General features: G+C 66.3%; 23 protein-coding genes and 1 pseudogene. 20 read left to right on the top strand and 4 right to left on the bottom strand.

What is annotated here, in order from left to right; genetic code table 11:
• Positions 1 to 50: 50 nt before the first annotated feature.
• Complete coding sequence (locus tag ACV530_RS32725) at positions 51 to 476, top strand: DUF2000 family protein (protein WP_494336333.1); 426 nt, start codon at positions 51 to 53, stop codon at positions 474 to 476.
• A gap of 35 nt (positions 477 to 511) precedes the next feature.
• On the opposite strand, the gene ACV530_RS32720 is transcribed toward ACV530_RS32725, so the two are convergent.
• Positions 512 to 1435, bottom strand: a complete 924-nt coding sequence (locus ACV530_RS32720) for a hypothetical protein (RefSeq protein ID WP_494336320.1) — start codon at positions 1433 to 1435, stop codon at positions 512 to 514.
• Between the two features lie 429 nt (positions 1436 to 1864).
• Between ACV530_RS32720 and glnA the strand changes: the two genes are divergently transcribed.
• From glnA to ACV530_RS32685, 7 genes are all read left to right on the top strand, one after another.
• Positions 1865 to 3226, top strand: coding sequence for a type I glutamate--ammonia ligase (gene glnA / locus ACV530_RS32715; protein ID WP_494336319.1), 1362 nt, complete (start codon positions 1865 to 1867; stop codon positions 3224 to 3226).
• A gap of 162 nt (positions 3227 to 3388) precedes the next feature.
• Entirely contained in the window at positions 3389 to 3814 is a 426-nt protein-coding gene (locus ACV530_RS32710; RefSeq protein ID WP_494336318.1) for a DUF2563 family protein, read from the top strand.
• A 30-nt stretch (positions 3815 to 3844) separates the two neighbouring features.
• Complete coding sequence (locus ACV530_RS32705; protein WP_494336317.1) at positions 3845 to 5296, top strand: WXG100 family type VII secretion target; 1452 nt, start codon at positions 3845 to 3847, stop codon at positions 5294 to 5296.
• A gap of 32 nt (positions 5297 to 5328) precedes the next feature.
• Complete coding sequence (locus ACV530_RS32700) at positions 5329 to 6678, top strand: S8 family serine peptidase (RefSeq protein ID WP_494336316.1); 1350 nt, start codon at positions 5329 to 5331, stop codon at positions 6676 to 6678.
• Between the two features lie 77 nt (positions 6679 to 6755).
• A complete protein-coding gene (locus tag ACV530_RS32695) occupies positions 6756 to 7079 on the top strand; it encodes a hypothetical protein (RefSeq protein ID WP_494336315.1) in 324 nt (107 codons plus the stop codon).
• Between the two features lie 3 nt (positions 7080 to 7082).
• On the top strand, positions 7083 to 8387 hold the full coding sequence (locus ACV530_RS32690) for an amidase domain-containing protein (protein ID WP_494336314.1): 1305 nt from the start codon (positions 7083 to 7085) through the stop codon (positions 8385 to 8387).
• Positions 8388 to 8452: 65 nt separating this feature from the next.
• The gene (locus ACV530_RS32685) at positions 8453 to 8836 is read left to right on the top strand and encodes a hypothetical protein (protein WP_494336313.1); all 384 of its coding nucleotides are present in this window, start codon (positions 8453 to 8455) and stop codon (positions 8834 to 8836) included.
• A 287-nt stretch (positions 8837 to 9123) separates the two neighbouring features.
• Here ACV530_RS32685 and ACV530_RS32680 read toward each other — a convergent pair whose 3' ends face one another.
• The gene (locus tag ACV530_RS32680) at positions 9124 to 9771 is read right to left on the bottom strand and encodes a peroxiredoxin-like family protein (RefSeq protein WP_494336312.1); all 648 of its coding nucleotides are present in this window, start codon (positions 9769 to 9771) and stop codon (positions 9124 to 9126) included.
• Positions 9772 to 9905: 134 nt separating this feature from the next.
• On the opposite strand from ACV530_RS32680, the gene ACV530_RS32675 reads away from it, so the two are divergent.
• The 5 genes from ACV530_RS32675 (at position 9906) to ACV530_RS32655 (ending at position 12615) form a co-directional block, all read left to right on the top strand.
• Positions 9906 to 10496, top strand: coding sequence for a TetR/AcrR family transcriptional regulator (locus ACV530_RS32675; RefSeq protein WP_494336311.1), 591 nt, complete (start codon positions 9906 to 9908; stop codon positions 10494 to 10496).
• 63 nt (positions 10497 to 10559) lie between these two features.
• Complete coding sequence (locus tag ACV530_RS32670; protein ID WP_494336310.1) at positions 10560 to 11075, top strand: GNAT family N-acetyltransferase; 516 nt, start codon at positions 10560 to 10562, stop codon at positions 11073 to 11075.
• A complete protein-coding gene (locus tag ACV530_RS32665; RefSeq protein ID WP_494336309.1) occupies positions 11075 to 11515 on the top strand; it encodes a hypothetical protein in 441 nt (146 codons plus the stop codon). Before ACV530_RS32670 ends, ACV530_RS32665 begins: the two co-directional genes overlap by 1 nt.
• An 88-nt stretch (positions 11516 to 11603) precedes the next feature.
• A complete protein-coding gene (locus ACV530_RS32660; protein ID WP_494336308.1) occupies positions 11604 to 12041 on the top strand; it encodes a hypothetical protein in 438 nt (145 codons plus the stop codon).
• Between the two features lie 154 nt (positions 12042 to 12195).
• Positions 12196 to 12615 (top strand): hypothetical protein, encoded by a 420-nt coding sequence (locus ACV530_RS32655; RefSeq protein ID WP_494336307.1) that lies wholly within the window; start codon positions 12196 to 12198, stop codon positions 12613 to 12615.
• 223 nt (positions 12616 to 12838) lie between these two features.
• Here ACV530_RS32655 and ACV530_RS32650 read toward each other — a convergent pair whose 3' ends face one another.
• Positions 12839 to 13057 (bottom strand): hypothetical protein, encoded by a 219-nt coding sequence (locus tag ACV530_RS32650; RefSeq protein WP_494336306.1) that lies wholly within the window; start codon positions 13055 to 13057, stop codon positions 12839 to 12841.
• Between the two features lie 137 nt (positions 13058 to 13194).
• Here ACV530_RS32650 and ACV530_RS32645 point away from each other — a divergent pair, with 137 nt between their 5' ends.
• The 7 genes and pseudogenes from ACV530_RS32645 to ACV530_RS32615 all read left to right on the top strand — a co-directional run bounded on the left by ACV530_RS32645 (position 13195) and on the right by ACV530_RS32615 (position 21447).
• A complete protein-coding gene (locus ACV530_RS32645) occupies positions 13195 to 14049 on the top strand; it encodes a helix-turn-helix domain-containing protein (protein WP_494336305.1) in 855 nt (284 codons plus the stop codon).
• Complete coding sequence (locus ACV530_RS32640; RefSeq protein WP_494336304.1) at positions 14018 to 14215, top strand: DUF397 domain-containing protein; 198 nt, start codon at positions 14018 to 14020, stop codon at positions 14213 to 14215. Before ACV530_RS32645 ends, ACV530_RS32640 begins: the two co-directional genes overlap by 32 nt.
• Positions 14216 to 14410: 195 nt before the next feature.
• Positions 14411 to 14581, top strand: a pseudogene (locus tag ACV530_RS32635) (transposase); the annotation flags it as partial.
• Between the two features lie 473 nt (positions 14582 to 15054).
• Positions 15055 to 16308, top strand: a complete 1254-nt coding sequence (locus tag ACV530_RS32630) for an MFS transporter (RefSeq protein WP_494336303.1) — start codon at positions 15055 to 15057, stop codon at positions 16306 to 16308.
• A gap of 97 nt (positions 16309 to 16405) precedes the next feature.
• Positions 16406 to 17023, top strand: coding sequence for a hypothetical protein (locus tag ACV530_RS32625; protein WP_494336302.1), 618 nt, complete (start codon positions 16406 to 16408; stop codon positions 17021 to 17023).
• A 192-nt stretch (positions 17024 to 17215) separates the two neighbouring features.
• Complete coding sequence (locus ACV530_RS32620; RefSeq protein ID WP_494336301.1) at positions 17216 to 18298, top strand: hydroxymethylglutaryl-CoA reductase; 1083 nt, start codon at positions 17216 to 17218, stop codon at positions 18296 to 18298.
• A 95-nt stretch (positions 18299 to 18393) separates the two neighbouring features.
• Positions 18394 to 21447: a bifunctional [glutamine synthetase] adenylyltransferase/[glutamine synthetase]-adenylyl-L-tyrosine phosphorylase gene (locus ACV530_RS32615; RefSeq protein WP_494336300.1), complete on the top strand. Its 3054-nt coding sequence runs from the start codon at positions 18394 to 18396 to the stop codon at positions 21445 to 21447.
• 84 nt (positions 21448 to 21531) lie between these two features.
• Here the strand turns inward: ACV530_RS32615 and ACV530_RS32610 are convergent, their stop codons facing one another.
• On the bottom strand, positions 21532 to 22389 hold the full coding sequence (locus tag ACV530_RS32610; protein WP_494336299.1) for a phosphatase PAP2 family protein: 858 nt from the start codon (positions 22387 to 22389) through the stop codon (positions 21532 to 21534).
• Positions 22390 to 22503: the final 114 nt, after the last annotated feature.

Genomic DNA, 22503 nt, shown 5'->3' with positions numbered 1-22503 from the left:
AGCGTACAAGACCGGAATCTTGGGGCACGGCGAGACTGCGACGCATGAACATGTACGCGGAGACCGAAGCACCCCGAACGAAGATCGCCGTCCTGCTGCGGGACGACCTGGCGACCTGGCAGCGGCTGAACGTCACGGCCTTTCTGGTCAGCGGGTTCGGCACGGAACTCAGCGAAGTGATCGGCGAGCCCTACGCCGACGCCGACGGCTCGCGCTATCTGCCGATGTTCCGGCAGCCGGTGCTGGTCTTCGAGGGGACGAAGGAGGTGCTCGCCGCCGCGCACACCCGTGCGCTGGGGCGTGACCTGCCGATGGCGGTGTTCACCTCGGACCTGTTCGCTACCGACAACGACCGCGATAACCGCGCCGCGGTGCGGGCGGTGGGCCGGGATCACCTGGACCTGGCCGGGCTGGCGGTGTACGGCCCGCGCAACGGTGTGGACAAGGTGCTCAAGGGGGCGAGCATGCATCCATGACCGCTGTGCGGGCCGGGGCCCTGCCAGGGGAAGCCTCAGCCGTTCTTCGCGCCGAGGAACATGGCCGCACCGATGATGTCCTGCGGCTTGAGCTCCTTCGCACCGGCCGGGGCGGTGGGTTTGCCGGTGCCGCCCTTGAGCCCGATGATCAGCGGGAATTCGCCGTGGATCTTCTTGTCGAACTGGGCCAGGTCGACGGACAGTCCGTTGACCGCGCCGTTCTTGATGCCGACGACGATGGTGGCCTTCTCGTTCGGGGCGTTCTTCTTCATGTTCTCGAGGTCGCCGTCCTTGCCGAGTTTCTTCTCGACCGGCTTGAGAGCGTCGGCGAGAATTCCGGCCGCCTTCTTGGCCGGGACGGTGACCTCGATGTGGTTCACGCCGTCGTGGGTCCCGGCGTCCTTGAACTCGGCGCTGTCGCCTATCGCCTTCTTGAGGCCGTCGAAGACCTGCTTCTGGGTCTTCGGGTCGAGCTCGTTCTTCTCGCCGGAGTCCCCGCCCGCCGCCTTCGCGAATTGCCTGACACTCTCGGCGTCGACGACGACCCATTCGCCCTTGACGACGGCCTTGAACGAGTCGAGGGAGGCGGGCAGCTTGTCGGCGTCCTTGAGCATGTCCTCGACGTCCTTGTCGGGCGCGAGGCGGGTCAGGGCCTTGAGGTCGGCCCGCACGTAGGCCTTCTCATCGATGTAGCGGAGGTCGAACAGGTCCTCGTCGCCGCTCTTCGCCACGCGCATCGACATGGAGGAGGTGTCGTCGTCCTTCGCCGTGACCTCCTTGAGCGGCTTCTTGTATTCCGCGCTCACGGCGAACCGGAGTCCGGCGAGCAGGTCCGCGTCCTTGCGCTCGAAGTCCTTGGAGTCCTTCATCGCGGAATAGATCTTGTCCGCGTCACCCTCGAAACCGAATTCCGCGGAGAACGACTTCTGTTCTCCCAGCTTCTCGAAGGCGCGCTGCACCTTCACTCCCGCGCTCAGCTGCTCGGCGGTTCCGCAGGCGGTGGACGCTGCTGCGACGACGACGATGCAGCCCGCGGCTGCCAGACCCTTGCGCTTCGTAAAGATGACGTGCTCCCCACGGTTCGGTTCTGTTCAGGTAAAGCGAAAGTAAATGTCAGGCCAAGGGTTGCTGTCAAAGTGATTCTGGATCAGTGCAACTCCGCACCGGACGGTCCGACCGCGCCCCCGGGGTCCACATCCCCTCGCGGCTCCCTCGCGCAGCAGTGCGAGCAACACGGGCCAAGCGGGCATAAGTACGATGCCCTCAGGGGTTGGATGGGGTAACGCGACCGGCCGGAAACCGTCCGGTAACCCGCAGACGTGATACTCAGGACCAGCCCCGCCCGCACTCGGTGCACCGAGCCGTCTGACCTGCGAGGATAGGTAGCCATGGATAAGCAGCAGGAGTTCGTGCTCCGCACGCTCGAAGAGCGCGACATCCGGTTCGTGCGGCTGTGGTTCACCGACGTGCTCGGCTATCTGAAGTCCGTGGCCGTCGCCCCCGCCGAACTCGAGCAGGCCTTCGATGAGGGCATCGGCTTCGACGGGTCCGCGATCGAGGGATTCGCGCGGGTCTATGAATCGGACATGATCGCCAAGCCGGACCCCGGCACCTTCCAGATCCTGCCGTGGCGCGCCGAGACCCCCGGCACCGCCCGGATGTTCTGCGACATCCTCATGCCGGACGGCTCCCCGTCCTACGCCGACCCGCGCTACGTCCTCAAGCGCATCCTCGCCAAGACCTCCGACCTCGGCTTCACCTTCTACACCCACCCCGAGATCGAGTTCTTCCTGCTCAAGGACAAGCCGGTGGACGGCCGCCGCCCCGAGCCCGCCGACTCCTCCGGCTACTTCGACCACACCCCCACCGGCGTGGGCATGGACTTCCGCCGCCAGGCCATCACGATGCTCGAATCCATGGGCATCTCGGTCGAGTTCAGCCACCACGAGGGCGCCCCCGGCCAGCAGGAGATCGACCTGCGCTACGCCGACGCGCTCTCCACGGCCGACAACATCATGACTTTCCGCATCGTGATGAAGCAGGTAGCCCTGGAACAGGGCGTGCACGCAACCTTCATGCCGAAGCCGTTCTCCGAGTACCCCGGCTCCGGCATGCACACCCACCTCTCCCTCTTCGAGGGCGACCGCAACGCCTTCCACGAGTCGGGCGCGGAGTACCAGCTCTCCAAGGTCGGCCGCTCCTTCATCGCCGGCCTGCTCCGGCACGCCGCCGAGACCTCCGCCGTCACCAACCAGTGGGTCAACTCCTACAAGCGCATCTGGGGCGGCTCCAAGCGCACCGCGGGCGCCGGCGGCGAGGCCCCCTCATACATCTGCTGGGGCCACAACAACCGCTCCGCCCTCATCCGCGTCCCCATGTACAAGCCCGGCAAGACCGGCTCCACGCGAGTCGAGGTCCGCTCCATCGACTCCGGCGCCAACCCGTACCTGACGTACGCGGTACTGCTCGCCGCCGGCCTCAAGGGCATCGAGGAGGGCTACGAACTCCCGGCCGGCGCCGACGACGACGTCTGGGCGCTGTCGGACGCGGAGCGCCGCGCGATGGGCATCGAGCCCCTGCCGCAGAACCTCGGCGAGGCGATCGAGCTCATGGAGCGGAGTGAGCTGGTCGCCGAGACGCTGGGTGAGCACGTCTTCGACTTCTTCCTGCGCAACAAGAAGCAGGAGTGGGAGGAGTACCGCTCGGAGGTCACGGCGTTCGAGCTGCGCAAGATGCTGCCGGTGCTGTAGGCGGAAGTCGGCCTGCCCGTATGTGGGTTGGACGTACTCGTTCGGGTGACTAGAGTGACTGTAAGCAACAGTTAGTTGCCCGTGGTTCTTGGAGGTGTGGGGGGCGGGTCATCCCGCGCCCCACACCTGCGTCGGTTGCTGGGGTTTTTGAGGGGGAACATCATGGGGTCGCCGCCCGACCTGCACGCTCCGAGTGACTCGCTGCAGGACTTGAAGAAGAGCGTCGAGAAGCTGCTGCGAGACCTGAACAAGTCGCCGGGCTCACACGACAGCATCGAGCGCCAGAAGGTGAGCCAGGCGTCGTACGGGCACCTGACGGAAGCTCAGGAGCTGGGCAAGCAGTACGACGTCGTGCATGCGAAGTTGGTGCTGCTCGCGCGCGTGCTGACCGACCAGTTGCAGGCGGCGGGCATCGCCGTCGACTGCGCGGACAAGGGCTACCAGAACGTCGACGGCGACTACGCGCGACGGCTTGCCGCCATCGAGGAGCGCTCTCGGCATGACTGGAAGCAGCAACAGGAGTGGGCGCAGCACGCAAGCCCTGACGTCGGCGCCAGCAAGCCGACCAGTGGCACTGGAACGAAGTGATCGGGGGCGAGGATGACAAGCGTTGACGGTGTGCCGTACGAGACCATGTACGCCAGCTTCCAGGGTGCCAATGGGCAAGAGCTGATGGACAAGGGCAACGCTCTGCTCGATGCGCACAAGCACATCAACGACGTCGGTGAAGCCCTGAAGCAGCATGCGTCCCGGGTGACGTGGGACGGCGACGGCGGCAATGCCTTCCGGGAGTGGGGTGATTCCTTTGCCAAGGACGTCCTCAAACTCGCCGGGGTTGCGGAGAAGACCGGCCACAGCATGGTGCGTGCAGGGGTGGCGTTGAAGACGGCGACGAGTCAGCTGAAGCCGCCGCCTGCGGGTGCGTCCTCGTCCGTCTGTTCCGCGGACCCGGAGAAGGACAAGGGCCGTTTGGAGCTCGAGCGGATGGCCAAGGAGCATCAGGCCGTTGCGAACAGTGCGGCCTCGCAGTGCCACGTCGAGGCGCAGGCGCTTCAGGAGCAGAACAAGCAGATGCCGCAACTGCGGCTCATACCGACTGAGGCGCTGCCGCCGGCATTCCGTCATGACGGTTGGCAGCAGGAATATGGCTCTTCGGCGGATGGCCAATCCGGTTCCTACGGAGGCGGCGGCAGAGACGGAGTCAGTACTGGTTTCGCCGACACGGGTTCCGACGCCCAGAGCGACCGTTCCGTTGGGCACACGACGAGCAGGGTTCAGGGCGACGTGCTGAGCAACCCAACTCACCATGATCCTGCGCCGACCCGTGACCCCGTGCCGACTCACGACCAGACCAGCACAAGGACCGACAGCACGGACATAAAGACCGTGCCGCCGACCACGCCGTCCGGCCCAAGCACACCTACGCTGCCAAGCCACACAGGGCACAGCCAGACCACCACGCTGCCACCGATACCGGGCCCGGTTCCGTCGCAAGGGCCCGGCCCGACGAAGCCTGGCACACAACCCCGTACCAGCGAGGTCAGGCTGCCTTCTCAGGGGGTTGGGCGCACGGGCACCGTTCCGGGAGTGGGGCGTCCGGGCTTTCCGGGCAACACCGGCGTGATCAAGCCGCCGGCCACGCCACGTGGTGACACTGGCGTCATCGGCGGGACGCCAACACAGGGGCAGCCGGGTTCTGGCGCTGCGCGAAGCGTGTCTCGTGGCACCGTCATCGGTGGCGAGCCACAACAAACGGGCCGGGGCCCCATGGGGGTTGGCGGGCCTGGGGCCGTCGGCGCGGGCAGCGGCTCGCCACGCAGCGGTGGTTCCTCGAGGAGGCTTGTTTCCGAGCCCGGAGGTGTGGTGGGCACGTCCAGAGGAGGTCGCGGTACTGCTCGGGGGGAGTTCACCCCAGGTGGCAGTGGACTCGTCCGAGGCGCCCAGGCCCAGGGGCAAAGGCGTCCGGCGGAGAAGAAACGCCAGGGTTCGCAGGTTCCGGACTACCTCAGCGAGGACGAAGACACCTGGACGCCCAAAAACCGTAAGGTCGTCCCGCCAGTGATCGATTAGAAGTGATGGCGAGCAAGGAATCGGTTCGTGTCATGAAGATGAAGGTGATGCGTGTGCGTGGCCGAACGATGGCAGCACTCTCTCTGCTCGGTTCCTTGCTCGCCGTTGCTGGCTCCGTTGCCCCTCCGGCTCTGGCCGACACGATGCGCGAGCGTCAGTGGTACCTGGAGACCATGGAGGCCGAGAAGATGTGGAAGGTCACCACTGGCGCGGGGGTCACCGTTGCAGTCCTTGATACCGGCGTCCAAGCCTCACAGGCTGAGTTGGATGGCAAGGTGCAACCGGGTAGGAACTTTGTCGGTGGTGATTCGGAAGACGGCCGCATGGATCACGACGGGCACGGAACGGCGATGGCCACGCTTATCGCTGGTGACGGTTTGCACGACCAGGGTGTCCAGGGTGTAGCCCCGGACGCAAGGATTCTCCCGGTCAAGGTGATCGGTACGACAGGCAAGGAGAAAAGAGGCAGCGTAAAGGCGGTAGTTGCTGGCATTCGCTACGCGGCAGACAGTCCTGCACAGATCATCAACCTGTCGATGGGGGTTCCTGAATATGCCCTCGCAGACGGCGACCGGGCAGCGCTCCAGGCAGCTGTCGATTACGCTATCCAGCGCGGCAAGTTGCTGATGGCAGCGACCGGTAACAGCGGCAAGGACAGCACCGTCGATTACCCAGCTGCTAGTTCAGGCGTTGCCGGAATCGCGGCAGTCGATGACAACGTGACCGTGTCCAAGGAGTCGACCCAAGGGCCGCAGGTAGCTTTCGGTTCTCCCGGTGAAGAGATCCCAATTCCCTGCGTCGACGGCAAGCCCGGTTACTGCCGCAGTGGTGGCACCAGCCAGGCAACAGCCATCGCCGCCGGCTCAGCGGCGCTGCTCTGGTCCATGCACCCGAAGTGGACCGGCAATCAGGTCCTTCGCGTACTGATGGACACCGCCGGCAGGCCGACATACGGCCGTGTCCCCAACGAGCTCATCGGTTACGGCTTCATCCGCCCCCGCATCGCGGTCCTGGAGAAGAAGGGTGACCCCGGCTCGCCGGACGTCAACCCGCTCGTGGCGGCCAAGGCATCCAAGACCGCTTCTCCCAGCCCGTCTCGGAGCACCCCAAACGAATCGGCCACCCCTGCCCCTGCGACCGGGGCTAATGCATCAGCCTCTGACAACAAGGGCGTTGGCGTCCTTCCTTGGGCGATTGCCGGGGCAGTGGCGGTTGCCCTGGCCGGTGCCGGAGTCTTCGTCCTGCTCCGCCGCCGGGCGAAGGCCCAGCAGACCGCTGCCGTGAGGGCTAATCCGTACGCGAACATGCCCTACGGCACCCCGCCCCCGCCAACTCGACCGCCGCACAACCCTTACAGCGGCTCGCCGAACGGAGACCGCTGAGCAGTGAATCGGCCGCCATCACGTTATGCGAACAACCAGCCGTAGCATTTCGGCTATTCGGTCACTCAGGGGGATCAATGAGCATAGACGTCACCACGGGCCAGGTGCGGAAAGGCGCCGGAGGAACTGAGTCGGCTGCACATACAGCGCTGGATAAACTCCGCCGGTCCCTCCATTCGAGCGGTACGGCAGCCGATGGTCACCACGGCTGGACAGCTGCGGCAGCTTTGAAGCAATGCGCGAATGCCTGGGAAGACCACATGGTTGACCTGGCCAAGCAGATGAACACCATGGCAGAGGCTCTCCACGGCTCGGCGAACGCCTACGACACGACTGATGTGCAGGCGAGGGACGCCTTTTCCCGACTCCAGCACGGACTCTCGGAATTCGGGAGGCGCTGAGCCATGGTCTCCTATCACGACCTGTACGACTGCCGCGTCGAGCAGTGGAGGAAGGCAGCCGACGACTGGGTCGCCCTCTCCGGCCAGTCCCAGACCGCCGCCGAAGACATCCGCGACCAGGGCAAGAAGCCGCTCGACGAGCACTGGGCGGACGCCACCGGCAAGAAGGCGGGCAAGCGCTTGGAGGACATCGCCAATCGCCTGGAGGCCGGCGGCGACATCACCAAGGGCGTGGCCATGGTGCTCGACGGTCTGGTCTACTCGATGGAGTTGGCCCAGCGCACGTTGTTCCACGCGGTCGAGCTCGCGAACGGGTACGGGCTCCACATACGGGATGGCCAGGCCGTCGGACTCTACGGCGGTGCCCCTCCGTTGGGGCCCACCATTCCGCAGGCCGCGTGGGACTCCTACAACAAGGAGCAGAAGCACACAGCCGAGGTCAACGGCCTGATCGAAGAATCGTTGCGCCAAGCCACACAGGCCGACGAGAAAGCGGCCGCCGAGCTGGCCAAGCTGGCGAAGACGGTCAATATCGCCGACACCAGCAAGGCGCACAACGAGATCGAGGTCGAGACCTCCCATGTCGAGTTCGACATGCTCAGGGCGGACATCCCGGTCGGCAAGGACCCGGCCCTCATCCGCTCCTGGTGGGACGGGCTGACATCAAAGCAGCAGCAAGACCTCATGCGGGCGGATCCCGTAACGCTCGCGGACCTCAAGGGGCTGCCGAAGGGCGTCTATACGGAGCTTCAGGGACCCGACGGGAAGATCGACCGGGTCGAGATGGTGCGGTATGCACTGGACCACTGGAACAAGAAGGACGACCTGGACTACGGGTCGGTCGGCAACTGCACCAACTTCGTGTCGTCGGCACTCGAAGCCGGCGGGATGGAGAAGAAGATCGACACCTGGTCGGGTCTGCTCGGCGACAACACCTGGGGCCGGGAGACCGGTGTGGGCTGGGCTAGGCTCGACAAGAAGTTGTACCACTCCGAGTCATGGGCACGGGCCGAAAGCCTGCAGAACTTCCTGCTGCGCAATGGCGGCAAGGAGGTCTCGAGGTCGGAAGCGCGCCCCGGTGACATCATCTTCTACGAGCAGGTGGCTCCCGGCAATCCGGAGACTGCACAGGGTGAGACCCACCATGCCGCCGTCGTCACCTCGGTGACCCCTGACGGCGACATCAAACTGACCCAGCACACCAACTCGTTCCAGAATGTGAGCCTGGACAGCCGGGAGCACATCGCCAACAAAAATTGGGGTGAGCAGCGCATGCGCATCGTTCGGCCGAAACCGAATTGGTACTAATGGCTACTTCCCCTTCCCCGGGTAAACTCGACGACCCTGCGCAGCAGCGCTCTGTCACACCAGGCATGGTGATCACGGCACTGCTGGTTCCGCTCATAGGCGTTGCCGGCCTGCTCACATCCTTGAACACCGACGACATTGAAAACGACTGGGCAGACCGGCAACGGGAGGCATGCCGACACATGCCCTTCCCGAAGACGGAATACGCTGCCGCGTGGGCCGGACTGGTCCTCGGCGTAAGCGCGTTGATCGTCTGCGTGCTGCTCACCAGGAGGCTCCGCCGACAGTACGGCGCCCAGCTCGGGGAGGCATGGCCGCGTCTGGTGACCTACATCGGCGTGCAGCTGTGCATGTGGCTCACGGTGTTGACGATCCCGGTCGAGCTGATCCAGCTGTACGCCGCGTACAAGTCTGCTGGATCGGGGATCGTCCTGGGCGACTGCGGATAGAGGCCATCCGCCCGCCATGGCGGCAATCGCACTTGCCGGAGCTGGTGCCGACGGTCACCAGGGTGGGCTTGGCGGGCGCGTGGAGGGTGGAGAACCAGTCCCAGGCCAACTCCTGGTGGCCATGAGAGTGGAAGCCGCAGGGCCACCGCGTCAAGCGCCGCTGTCAGTCGTCGCCTTCGGCACGCCGAAAGGTTGCGCGGATGCGACGGCAGGGCCCCGGAAGATCCCACCCTCGGGTCCGACGAGGAATTGCTCAAATGCGTTGAGCTGTATCGGGAGCGTAGTGGCTACCCCAGTGCGTCGAGTGCCGCCAAGATCTCGGAGGGTTCGGCCCGTACGGTGTAGTCGGTCTCGACGAAGGCCCACCGGATGGTTCCGGTGCGGTCGATGACGTAGGTGGCGGGCAGCGGCAGGGTGCGGGCGTGGCCGTCGTTCACGTGGTGCAGGTCGAACCCGAACCGGTCGTAGAGCTCGCCCAGTTCGCCGGAGAGATCGAAGGCTATGCCGAACTGCTTCGCGACGTCAGAGCCGATGTCGCTGAGCACGTCGAAAGCGAGCTGTTCCTTCTCGGTCAGGGAGAGCGACTCGTCGGGGATCTGCGGTGAGACGGCCACCAGGCGCGCCCCTCGGGCCGTGATCGCGTCGTGGTGCTGCTGGAGGGCGCGCAGGGCGAGGTTGCAGTACGGGCACCACGCGCCGCGGTAGAAGGTCAGCACGACAGGTCCGTCCGCGAGCAGGCCCTCCAGCGTGACCTCCGTCCCGGTGGCCGTGGGGAGCGTGAATCGCGGAGCTTGTGCGCCGACTCCAAGGGCGCGGCCCGCCATGCCGGTTGCGGCAAGCTCGCGCGCGCCCCGGTCCATGACCTCGAGTGCGTCGGCGGGCAGCTTGCGGTGCTTGTTCTCGTACAGGTCCAGCAGCTCGTCGCGGAGGCTCATGTCCGCCGTCCTCTCTCTGGGGGGATCCTGGAATGATCGTTCCCGGATGGGCTGGTGACAGGATGGCCGCCTGGGCGGGTACGCGTCAAGAGTTATCCTGGAACGGTTATTCCAGGCACTGGGAGCGGCAACTCATGCCCGATATCAAGCACTTCGACCCTGAGCATGCGCTGGAGTGTGCCGAGCACCTCTTCTGGCAGCACGGCTCCGCCAAGGTGTCGATCCAGGAGGTCACCGTCGCGACGGGCCTCAACCGATCCAGCCTCTATGCCACGTTCGGCAGCAAGAGTGAGCTCTACCTCGCCGCCCTGCGCCGTTACGTTCACCACCGAGCGGGGCCGGCGCTGCGAGGGCTCGCGGATGACGGCCGCGGCCTGCCCGCCGTGCGGGATTTCTTCGCCGGGCTGATAGCGGTTCGCTGTTCGGGCGAGTATGCGGGCTGGGGCTGCATGCTCGTCAACGCTCACTCCGACACCGGCCAGACCGACCCCGAGATCGGTGCCGTGCTGGAGGAGCATCACCGGCAGCTGCGGGATGCGTTGCGGTCTGCGCTGGAAACGGCGCGTGACCGAGGGCAGTTGTCGGCGGGGCTCGACCTCGAGGCCGCCGCCGAGGCCTTGGTGTTGCTTGCCTATGGGGTGAATGTCCGTTCCCGCACGGGGGTCGACGCCGATGCGCTTCTCGGTACCGTCACTGCAACCCTCGGGCTGCTCGGTCCGAGATGAGCTTCGCGCGGCGTCCCATGGAATCCGATGGCGCGACGCGGTTTTGGCGTCAAGAATCGCCGGATGCGTGAAGTGAAGCTGTCCGACGGGGTCATCACCTTGTCCCCGCTGTGCCTGGATGATGCTGAGGCGCATCTTGCCGGGGAGGACGAGTTGCTCGTTCGCTATCTCAACGGCGGTCCCGGCACGCGCGAGGGCGTCGAGGCCTACATCCGGCATTGCCGGGAACAGTGGGACACGGCCGGGCCGCTCCGCGCCTTCGGCATACGGGCCGGCGCTGACGAGGTGCTTGCGGGGACGGTCGACCTGCGGTTCGCGGCGGAGGGGTTGACTCCCGGCCAGGTGAATGTCGCCTACGGCCTCTACCCTCCCTGGAGGGGGCGCGGCCTGGCCACCCGTGCGGTCCTCCTGGTCTGCCGATACGCGGCAAGCGAGGGCGGGGAGGAGGCGGTGATCCAAGTAGAGCCGGAGAACGCCGCATCTGTCGCAGTCGCCCAGCGGGCAGGGTTCATCCCCGGCAGGGACGGGACACGGCTCGACTGGTACACCCGGGACCTGCCCCATCCGGATTGGTGCTGATGGCTAGTTCACCTTCCTCTGCCCTTTCCGGCCACGCAACACAGAAGCGGCTCGTCACGCCCGGCACGCTGATCGCTGCGTTGTGCGTGCCACTCGCGACCGCTGTCGGGGTGGTCATTTCCCTGCAGGCGCAGTACATCGACCAGGATTGGGTCGAACGGCAACAGGCGGTATGCCGGAACATGCCTTTCCCGAAGGTGGAATATGTCGTCGTGTGGGCGGGGTTGCTCCTGGGTATTTCGGCGGTCGTGGTCTGCTTCCTACTTGCCAGGCGGATCCGCCGACGGCATGGCGCCCGGATCTCGCAAACGTGGTGGGGGCTGCTGGCCTGCACTACTGCGTGGTTCGGTGTGCTGACGATTCCGCTGGAGCTGTTCATGCTCTACGCCACGTACTCGCCACTCCAGACAGGGATGCCGATCCTGGGCGATTGCGGCTGAGCTTGATCTTCATTCCTGCTGCCAAGGCCAGTTGTCCACCAGTGGTACGGGCTGGCCGCACTGTCCTACCGAAAACGAATTGGTACTGATGGCCACTTCCCCCGCTTCCGAGAAGTTCGAGGCCGCCCCGCAGACGCGTCCTGCCGCGCTCGGGATGGTGATCGCCGCGCTGTTGGTGCCTGCCATGACCGTTGCGGGTGCGGTCAGTTCCTTGCGCGTTCAGGACATCGAGAACGATTGGTCATGGCGGCAACAGCTCGCATGCCGGCACATGCCCTTTCCCGTGACGGAATACGTTGCCGCATGGCTGGGGGTGACCCTCGGCGTGGCGGCTGTGGTCGTCTGCGTGCTGGTTTGCAAGCGGATCCACCGCCGGGACGGCGTCCCGTTCTGGCAGCGATGGCCTGGGCTCGTGGCCTTCATTTGTGTGTGGCTCAACGTCCTCACGATTCCGATAGAACTGATCATGCTGTACGAGGCGTATTCCGTCGCCGGATCGGGGGTGTTCCTGGGGGACTGCGGGTAAGTTGCCCGGCCTTGCTGCTTACGCAGTTCTGCGGTGATTATGAGAAATGAATGAGTAAGCTGTGGAGACGTTGGCGAAACGTGGCCTCTGCTGAACTGGGGCGCAGTGAGAGGGCCGTAAGGGCTTTCTCCCCTCCCGAGAGGCTTGGATCAGCATGAATCGCATCCGTATATCGCGTCGTAAGTCCCTCTACGCCACCGGTATTGCGGCGGCAGTTCTCGGCACGGTGGCTTTGGGCGGGACGGCCTTCGCCGCGGACAGTCATTCCGGTAGCAATGCCAAGCCGTCCGCGAAGTCCGCTCAGTTTGCGCAGACTGACAGCAAGGGGAGCGTCTGCTTCTCGACCACCAAGCCGATGAAGGACGGTGTGAAGGCCGTCCCGGCGCAGAAGGTCAATGGCAGCGCCAAGGCCGCAGCGGGCAAGGGGAAGGTCGTCCGCCTGGACGCCAAGTCGGCGAAGGCGTGTGCTCCGCTGCAGAAGGCCAACGGCAAGTACGTTGTCGCGGACCGCTACGGCAATGTCCACCAGACCGACGTCATGCCGTCGGGCGGCGCCCCCGCGCAGAAGCGGTGACCGAACTCGGCTGAGCGGCCGGGGTGCCGCGCCCTCATCGCTTGTCGGTGCGGTGAGGGCGCGGTGCGTCATGCGTGTGTCTTCCAGAAGTGGGCGCTCATGGCCTCGGTCAGCTTCACGGCTGTTTGGCGGTCGCCGGTCGTGAGGGCTAGGGATCTCTTGTACTTGATGTCCTGGCACTCCTGGCAGCGAGGTGCTGTGCCGGCTTCGCGAGTCTGCTTGTTCATGCCCGGCCCTGCCCCTGGTTGCTGCGGCTGTTGACGTCGGCCAGCTTTGCTCGCAGCCGGTCGTGCGTGGTCGCCGGGCGGACGTCGCAGGGGAGGGCTTCCCAGGTCCGGCCGTCGGACGGGGAGCGCAGCAATAGTCGTCCGTCGGACGATTCGACGACCTCGCCGAGGCGGTCCCGGCGGGCGTCGACAACCAGTGTGCCAGGGTCGTGCATGCGCTGATGCTCCCATCATTGGCCCCCGGAAGGGGGACGGTGTGGCCGTCAGCCTTGCCGAGGAGGCGTGCCGGGTCCACGCTTGGGCTGTTACCAAAGCCCCCTTGTGGACAGCGAGTTGAAGGCGCGTTCGATCAGTGGAACTCAACAATGAGGACGGCAGCAGGCCCACACCGCGCACGGCGCTCGGGCGGCGCTTGCGTCGGCTGCGGGAGGGGCAAGGGCTCTCGCTGCGTGCGCTCGCGGAGAAGGTCGGGTACCCGCACACTTACCTCAGTCGGGTCGAGCGCGGAGAGCAGCTCCCGTCCACCGCCCTTGCCGAGGCGCTGGACATGTACTTCGCCGCCGACGGGCTCTTTGTCGAGCTGTTGGCCATGGCGCAGGACTCCTCGATCCCCGATTACGGGCGTGTGGTCGTGGACAGTGAAGGGAAAGCGGCTCGGATCCAGGTGTTCGCCAGCAGCTTGGTCCCCGGCTTGCTGCAGACCGAGGATTATGCGCGTGCGCTCTTTCGTGTGTCGATTCCGGGAGAGTCCGAGGAGCAGGTGAGCGAACGGGTGGCTGCGCGAATGCGTCGCAAGCGCGTATTCGAAAGCGAAGAAACACCGTTCTACTGGGCAATCCTGGATGAAGCGGCACTGAGGCGTCCAATCGGCGGCGCAGCGTGCATGGCCGGGCAGATTCGCCACATGCTCGAGGTGATGGAGTCGCCTCACGTCTCCGTTCAGGTTCTTCCCTTTGTGCAGGGCGAACATCCCATGCTGGGCGGGAGTTTGAGCCTGCTCACGTTCCGCAACGGCACCACGATCGGTTACGTCGAGAGCTTTGATTCCGGCGAACCGGTCGAGTCGCCGAAGAGGATCCTCAAGCTCACGCAGATGTTTGACGTGGCTCGTTCGAAGGCGCTACCGGAGAAGGAATCTCTCGATCTTGTCCGCAGTTACCTGAAAGAGTACGAAGATGAAGACGATGTGGCGCAAGTCCAGCTATAGCAACGGACAGGGCGCCGAGTGCGTCGAGATTGCCGATGGGTTCCCCGGTGCCGTCCCCGTCCGTGACTCCAAGAACCCGTACGGTCCGTCTCTCCGCATAGCCTCAAGAGCATGGGCGGAGTTCATATCCGGCATACGAACCGGAGCCTTTCCTGCGGTCGGCTAGAGGGTGTTTGAAGTCCCTTGCGGGAAAGCTGACTTGGTAGTCGCTCCTTCGGTGGAGGCGGGCGGTGGCTGGTCGGCGGGCTGCGTATGTGACGGATCTGTCCGACGCGGAGTGGGGGCTTCTTGCGCCTCTCATGCCGCAGCCGAAGCCGGGTGGCCGGCCGCCCAAGCATCCCCGCCGCGCGAAGTGCCGCTGTTCACCGTGGTCCCGCGCAGGCGGGTGATCGAGCGGAGTTTCGCCTGGCTGGGACGCTACCGGCGACTCGCCAAGGATTACGAGTACCGACTCGGCACCTCCGAGAGCGCCGTCTGTCTCGCCGCCATCATGCTCTTGCTCCACCGAACAGCTGCAAGAGCCCGCCCCTGAGCGGGACTTCTCAGACACCCTCCAGCTCGGTGCCAGCCTCACGGTGGAGAGGTGGGGGGCGCGCGTCCCATGCAGCGCCCGGGTGGTGTGCTCTGCGCCCGGGTGGCACGCCCTTTGCGCTGGTTCCGCGCCCTCTGGTGTTGGCTGCGGGGACGCAGGATAGTGACCGCAATTCGCCGTACAGCGGATCCACAAACAGGATTCCGTGGGCGGTCAATGTGATCCCGACGCGGAGGATCAAGCAGTTCCCCTAGCTCAACTAACCAGTCCTGACAGGGGTTCTGCGCGCAAAGGACAGTCAACTGCTTCGGGCCCTGGTCGGTTCCTGGTCGGTTACGGGCCGGATTCTGGTAGCTATCTGGAGGCCGACGGTGGGACAGTGGGCGCCCGTCTCTGTGGCGACGGTTTTTTCGGTTTTCACGCGAAATCGCGCTAGTAGCCCAGTCTTTGCTTCGGGCGCTGTGCGCCGAGCGGTGATCGCGAGTCTGCTGGGCAGCACGTTGGTGTGGTACGACTTCTTCCTCTTCGTCAGAGCCTCCGCCATGGCGTTCGATCACTTGTACTTTCCGGCGGCTGTGCCGCTGACGGGCACTCTGCTTGCGCTCGGCATGTTCGGATCCGGGTTTGTGACACGGCCTTTGGGCGGCCTGGTTTTCGGATACATCGGCGACCGATACGGCCGACGTCCGATGATGGTGGGGGCTTTGATGCTCACGGCGGTTCCCACCGGGTTGATCCCGCTGTTGCCTCCGTACTGGACGATCGGGCTCGGCGCTCCGATCGTTCTGGTCATCCTGCGTCTGGTGCAGGGCCTGGGTCTGGGGGGAGTCTGGGGTGCCGCCGTGGTCCTGTCATGGGAACACGCTCACCCGAGCCGACGCGGGCTGGTCACAGCCTGGGCCTTGGTCGGGATGCCGGCCGGCTACCTTCTGGCGGCGGTGGCCCTCAACACGATGTCCACCGCCCTTCCCGCGCATGACTACCTGGCTTGGGGCTGGCGGGTGCCGTTCCTGCTGTCCCTGGTTCTGGTGGTTGTCGCGTGGTGGACACAGCAGAACGTTGCACAGGCCTCGGTGTTCGCCACACCCGCCGACAAGCGCACGCGGGTCCGGTTTCCGCTGGTCGAGGCAGTGCGGCGTCACCCGCGACGCCTGCTTGTCGCGATCGGCGTGACGATTGGCGTCGAGGTCGCGTTCTACACGTTCTCGTTCGGTTTTGCCCTGTCGTACTTCCTGAGCGTCGCAGGCATGCCGCCCTCCGAAGTCATCATCTTGTTGACCGGTGGGCCGGTCCTGCTGGCAGGGCTGATCCCGGGGTTCGCGGCACTGTCGGATCGCTATGGCCGGCGACGGGTCTGCCTGATCGGACTCCTCGCCACCGCAGTCCATACGGCGGTGTTCTTCCCTCTCGTCGAGACTCTCTCCCGAACCCTGATGATCGCGGTATTTGTCGTGGGTCTCGTCGCATTCGCCGCACTCTGCGGGCCCACGGCCGCACTCCTGGCCGAACAGTTTCCCTTCTCGGTGCGCTGCACCGGAGTCTCGGCCGGCTACCAGGGCGGGGCGCTGTTGGGAGGCACCCTCGTCCAGGTTCTCCTTGTGCGAGGGGATTTCCCCAGTCCCCACCTGGTCTCGGTCTACACCCTGGCCGCGTTGGCTGTCGCCGCACTCGCTCTGGCATTTGCCCGACCGGAAGCGCCCCAGGACGCCCCCCACCACGACCTCTGATATCCCCGGCCCGGCGGAACACCGCCCGCACGCCTCTCCTTGCCAACGCCCTATCGACCGTCAGTCCCCCCTCCCTTCGAGAATGGAGGAACACATCATGAAACCGGATCCCGTCAACGGGGCACAGCACGACGGCAAGCCTGGGCGCCGGTGGTGGATTCTGGCCGCCGTACTCACGATCCTCGTCGGCACGGGCGGCCTCCTGGGCGTTTCCGTGAACCAGGCCAACGCGGCCCAGACCATCACCTGCAACATCACGTGGACGCAGCACTGGGACACCCCCATCAGCACTACTCCCGCCACCGTTACGTTCAAGACGGTGCCCACCACCAGCGCCAGAATCTGGTCCTGCAGTGGAGATCCCTACCTGAACAGCGATGTCGCCGACGGCAACACGTTCCAGGCGCAGAGCTCGCCGACGGACGCCAGTTGCCTGGCCGGCGTCTACGCGAACGACGGCTCCACGCAAGAATCCTTCTGGAACGTCTCCGGCGGGCCTGCCACCAGCACCTTCATCTGGAACGAGCCCTCGCTGGCCGACCTGACCAACGGGGCCCAGACCATCTCCGCGTCGTACACCTCCGGAAGGTACGCGGGTGGCACCGTCACCATTGTCGTCAGCGGAACCCAGCCGGAACACGCCGTGACGGCATGCTCGACGAGCGGCTTGTCCGATCTCACGGTCACCGGGGTCATGACGATCGTCGTGCCGTGACATGACACCCGAGTGTGTGGTCCGGGTCAGTGGGACCACACACTCGGCCAACGCGATCCTGGTGAGAGCCTGATGAGAGGTAGTGCCGTGGGGTTGGGAAGGTACGTTCCGGCGCGAGGAATCTACACGGAGTCGGCTCGGCTTCAACGGCTCAACTGGATTCGCTCCATAACCGGGCTCGGCCTGAATTCCATGGAACACACGCGGCTCGACGCCAGTAGGCTGACCGGGAATATCGAGGGATTCGTCGGCAGCGTCGAGGTCCCGGTCGGCCTGGCCGGGCCGTTGCTGTTCCGTGGAGAGAACGTCAAGGGAGATATCTACGCCCCCTTGGCGACTACCGAGGGCGCTGTGGTGTCATCGGTGACTCGTGGATCGCTGGCTGCCAGCATGGCGGGCGGAGTCAGTACCTGTGCCGTCTCTCAGAGAATGACACGTGCACCGGTGTTCGCCTTCTCCAGGATGTCGGCCGCCAGACTCTTCGCGTCAACGATTGCCCGGTACTTGGGTGAGCTTCGGGCGGTCGTCCGGCAGGTCTCGAAACATGCGGAACTCATCTCGATCGAACCCGTATTGCTGGGCAGGACCGTCCACTTGAAGTTCACCTACACCACCGGGGACGCAGCCGGCCAGAACATGACCACCGCCTGCACCTGGCATGCCTGTCAGTGGATCCAGGCACAGCCTCACCTGATCAAGGGCCGGGAGCTCGAGTCCTTCATCATCGAGGGAAACACATCCGGCGACAAGAAGGCGTCCGTCCAGAGGATGACGGAAGGCCGCGGAATCAGGGTGACCGCCGACTGTGTCCTTCCCGAAGGCATCATCAAACGGGTCTTGAACACAACGCCCGCTGAACTGGTCATGGGATACCACCACATCGCGTCCGGGGCAGTCCACGGCGGAGTATTGGGTTCGAACGCGAATGTCGCCAACATTGTGGCGGCGATTTTTGCCGCGACAGGTCAGGACATCGCATGTGTTCACGAGTCAAGCGTGGGGCAGTTCATTCTCGAACGGACGTCGGACGGCGTCTATGCCAGCATGACTCTCCCCGGCCTGGCCGTCGGAACGGTCGGTGGCGGCACCCACCTTGCCGCGCAGCGCGAACTTCTGGAGTTGATGGGCTGCACGGGAGAGGGAAGTGCGGCCCGCCTGGCCGAAATCATCGCCGGCTTTGCCCTCGCCCTCGACCTCTCGACGGTCTCCGCAGCAGTTTCCGGACATTTCGCCAGCGCTCATGAACGCCTCGGGCGCAACAGATATACCGGCTAGCCAGCCGTCGCGGTGTCGGCGGTGGTGGATAGGCTGGAGCCAGAGGTCCACCGCAGAACGACACCGCACGCCAGAGCCAGAGCCGGAGGCTGCCGATGACCGTGCCGCAGGGGCGTCGCAGCAGTACGTACACCCAGTTGCTGCGTTGCGGCTTCACCGATCCCGCCCTCGCCGAGCGGCTCCTCGGCGAGCTCCCCGGGCTGCGCGGTGATGCCATGCTCCTCGACGCGCTCGGCGCCACCGCCGACCCCGACCTCGCGCTGCGCGGGCTCGTACGGTTTGCCGAGGCGCTGGACGAGGGGGAGCGGCGGGTGCTGCTCGACACCCTTGTCGCCGCCAAGCCGCTGCGCGACCGGCTGCTCGGGGTGCTCGGTGCGTCCGAGGCGCTCGGCGACCACCTCGCCCGGCACCCGGGGGACTGGCACGTCCTGGTCGCCTTCGAGCCGGATGATCTGCATCCCGCGACACCGGAGTTCGCCCGAGCGCTCGCCGAAGGCATGGAGAGAGCGTACGGCGCCGGGCTCACGCCCCCCGACGCGCTGCGTGCCGCCTACCGGCGTTGTCTGCTCGCGATAGCCGCCCGGGACGTCACCGGCACCATCGACGTCGCCCAGAGCGCCGCCGAGCTGGCCGACCTCGCCACCGCCACGCTGCGCGCCGCCCTGGTGATCGCCGCCGAGGAGCTGCCCGAGGAGGCCGCCGCCTGTCGGCTCGCCGTCATCGGCATGGGCAAGTGCGGTGCGCGGGAGCTGAATTACGTCTCGGACGTGGACGTCATCTTCGTCACCGAGGCCCGCGACGGCGCCGAGGAGGGGCTCGCCCTGCGTGCCGCCACCCGGCTCGCCTCCCGCCTGATGCAGGTGTGCTCCGACACCACCGCCGAGGGCACCATCTGGACCGTCGACGCCAACCTCCGCCCCGAGGGGCGTAACGGTCCGCTCGTGCGCACGCTCTCCAGTCACCTCGCCTATTACCAGCGTTGGGCGAAGACCTGGGAGTTCCAGGCTCTCCTCAAGGCCCGGCCCGTCGCCGGTGACAGCGCCCTCGGGCAGAGCTACGTCGACGCCCTCGCCCCCCTTGTCTGGCAGGCCGCCGAGCGCGAGAACTTCGTTCCCGATGTGCAGCAGATGCGGCGTCGGGTCATCGCCTCGATCCCTGTCGGGCACGTCGAGCGCGAACTCAAGCTCGGGCCGGGCGGGTTGCGTGACGTCGAGTTCGCCGTGCAGATGTTGCAGTTGGTGCACGGGCGCAGCGATGCCACCCTGCGTCAGCCGGGCACCCTCGAGGCGCTGGCCGCCCTCGCGGTGGGTGGCTACGTCGGGCGCGCCGATGCCGCCGCGCTCGACGCCGCGTATCGCTTCCTGCGTGCCATGGAGCACCGCATCCAGCTCTACCGGCTGCGCCGCACCCACCTCATGCCCGAGGACGAGGGTGAACAGCGGCGCCTGGGGCGCTCGCTCGGCTTCCGTACGGACCCCGTCACGGAGCTCGGCAAGGAGTGGAGACGCCATGCGCGTGAGGTGCGGCGGCTGCACGAAAAGCTCTTCTACCGGCCCCTGCTGGACGCCGTCGCCCAGCTCGAGCCCGGCGAGATCCGGCTCAGCGCCAAGGCCGCCGGCCAGCGCCTCGAGGCCCTCGGCTACGCGGACCCGCGTGCCGCGCTGCGCCACCTGGAGGCACTCGCCTCGGGCGTGACCCGCAAGGCGGCGATCCAGCGTACGCTGCTGCCCGTGCTGCTGGGCTGGTTCGCCGACTCCGCCGATCCCGACGCCGGACTGCTCAACTTCCACAAGGTCTCGGACGCGTTGGGCAAGACCCCCTGGTACCTGCGGCTGTTGCGCGACGAGGGCGCCGCCGCCGAGAACCTGGCCCGTGTGCTCTCCGCCGGGCGGCTCGCCCCCGATCTGCTGCTGCGCGCTCCCGAGGCCGTCGCCATCCTCGGTGCCGAGGAAGGGCTGCGCCCGCGCGACCGGGAGGCGCTCGAGCAGGAGACGCTCGCCGCGGTCGGCCGTGCGGAGGACGCCGAGGCGGCGATCGTCGCGGTGCGCGGGGTGCGGCGGCGCGAGCTGTTCCGTACGTCCGCCGCGGACATCATCGGTGCGTACGGCAGCGGGGCTTCGGAGAAGGAGAAGGAATACGGTACGGGCTCGCGTGGTGCCGCCGAGACCGCCGGTGAGCCCGGCGATCGCGTCGATGTCGTCGGCCAGGCCGTCTCCGATCTGAACGCTGCCGCTATCGCCGGTGCGTTGCGGGCTGCCGTGCGGGCCGAGTGGGGCGACACCCTTCCGACGCGCTTCGCGGTCATCGGTATGGGCCGGTTCGGTGGTCACGAGCAGGGCTACGGGTCCGACGCGGATGTGCTGTTCGTGCACGAGCCGCGGGACGGTGTCGGGGAGCAGGAGGCCGCGAAGGCGGCCTTCGCCGTCGCCAACGAGATGCGCAGGCTGCTGCAACTGCCCACCACCGACCCGCCGCTGCTCATCGACGCCGACCTGCGGCCGGAAGGCAAGTCCGGGCCGCTCGTGCGCAGTCTCGGCTCGTACAGGGCGTACTACCGGCGGTGGTCGCTGGTGTGGGAGAGCCAGGCGCTGCTGCGTGCGGAGCCGATGGCCGGCGATGCGGATCTTGGCCGTGAGTTCGTCGAGTTGATCGATCCGCTGCGGTATCCCCCGGAGGGGCTCGGCGACGACGCGGTGCGCGAGATCCGCCGTCTCAAGGCCCGTATGGAGAGCGAACGCCTCCCGCGCGGCGCGGACCCCACCACCCACACCAAGCTCGGGCGGGGCGGTCTGTCCGATGTGGAGTGGACTGTTCAGCTGCTCCAAATGCGGCACGGGTGGGCCGAGCCGGGTCTGCGTACGCCCCGCACCCGCGATGCCCTCGCGGCCGCGTGCGCGGCCCGGCTGATCTCCGCGGAGGAGGCGCGGATACTGGACGAGGCGTGGGTTCTCGCGACGAGTGTGCGCAATGCGGTGATGCTCGTGCGGGGGCGGGCGGGCGACATGTTCCCCGCGGATGCGCGGGACTTGGCGGCGGTCGGGCGGTATCTCGGCTATGAGCCGGGGCATGTGGGGGAGATGCTCGACGATTATCGGCGGACTACGCGGAGGGCTCGGGCCGTGGTGGAGGAGTTGTTCTACGGGGGGTAGGGGTTTTGTGCCCCGGTCCCGCCCTTTCACCGTTTCTTGGGGGCTGCGCCCCCAAACCCCCGCAGCACGCTGCGCGCGCTGTCCTCAAACGCCGGACGGGCTGGATTGTGCCGCCACCCGCCTCGCCAGCCTCGACGGGAGCGAGCCGTACCACGCGTACGACACCCCGAACCCGAAGCTGAGGCAGAGCAGCCCTCCCACCGCGTCCAGCCAGAAGTGGTTCGCCGTCGAGACGATCACGAGCAGTGTCGCCACCGGGTACAGCAGGGCCAGTACCTTCACCCACACCCGCCCGGCGAGCATCGCGATGACGACCCCGCACCACGTCGACCACCCGATGTGCATCGACGGCATCGCCGCGTACTGGTTGGAGACGTCCGCGAGGTTGCCGGAGGCCATGGAGCCCCACGTGTTGTGGACCACGACCGTGTCGATGAAGTCGATGCCCTCCATCAGCCGTGGCGGCGCGAGCGGGTACAGGTAGTAGCCGACCAGCGCCACGCCCGTCGTGGCGAAGAGGGCGAGGCGGGCGGCGGCGTACCGTCCGGGATGCCAGCGGTAGAGCCATACCAGTACGCCGATGGTCAGCACGAAGTGCAGCGTGGCGTAGTAGTAGTTCATCCCCACGATGAGCCACGTCACCGAATTCATGGCCTGGTTGACGGTGTGCTCGACCGCGATGTGGAGGGTCTGCTCGGTGCGCCAGATCCAGTCGGCGTTGCGGAGCGCCGCGGCCTCCTGCTCGGGAACGGCGTTGCGGACAAGGGAGTATGTCCAGTAGCTGACCGCGATGAGCAGGATCTCGAACCACAGCCGCGGATGGCGTGGCGAGCGGAGTCTCCGCAGCAAAGAACGGTCTGCAGGCGGCCTGTCCGCACGCTCCTCGGTGGGTGGCGGGACGGCCGTCCGGCTTTCCAGGGTCCTTGCTGTCGCTTCACCCATAGGCCAAGAGTGTGCCAGACGATGGACAGCCGCAGATCATCCCTAAGTCTGGTCTTGGCCGGTTTCGGCCTGATTCGCGCCCGTGGGGTGGGGCCTTGCGAGGGGCCCCGGTAG

Source organism: Streptomyces sp. SX-6, assembly GCF_059089585.1.
Note: the sequence above shows the minus strand (reverse complement) of the source record. Positions and strands in the feature narration are given on the sequence as shown.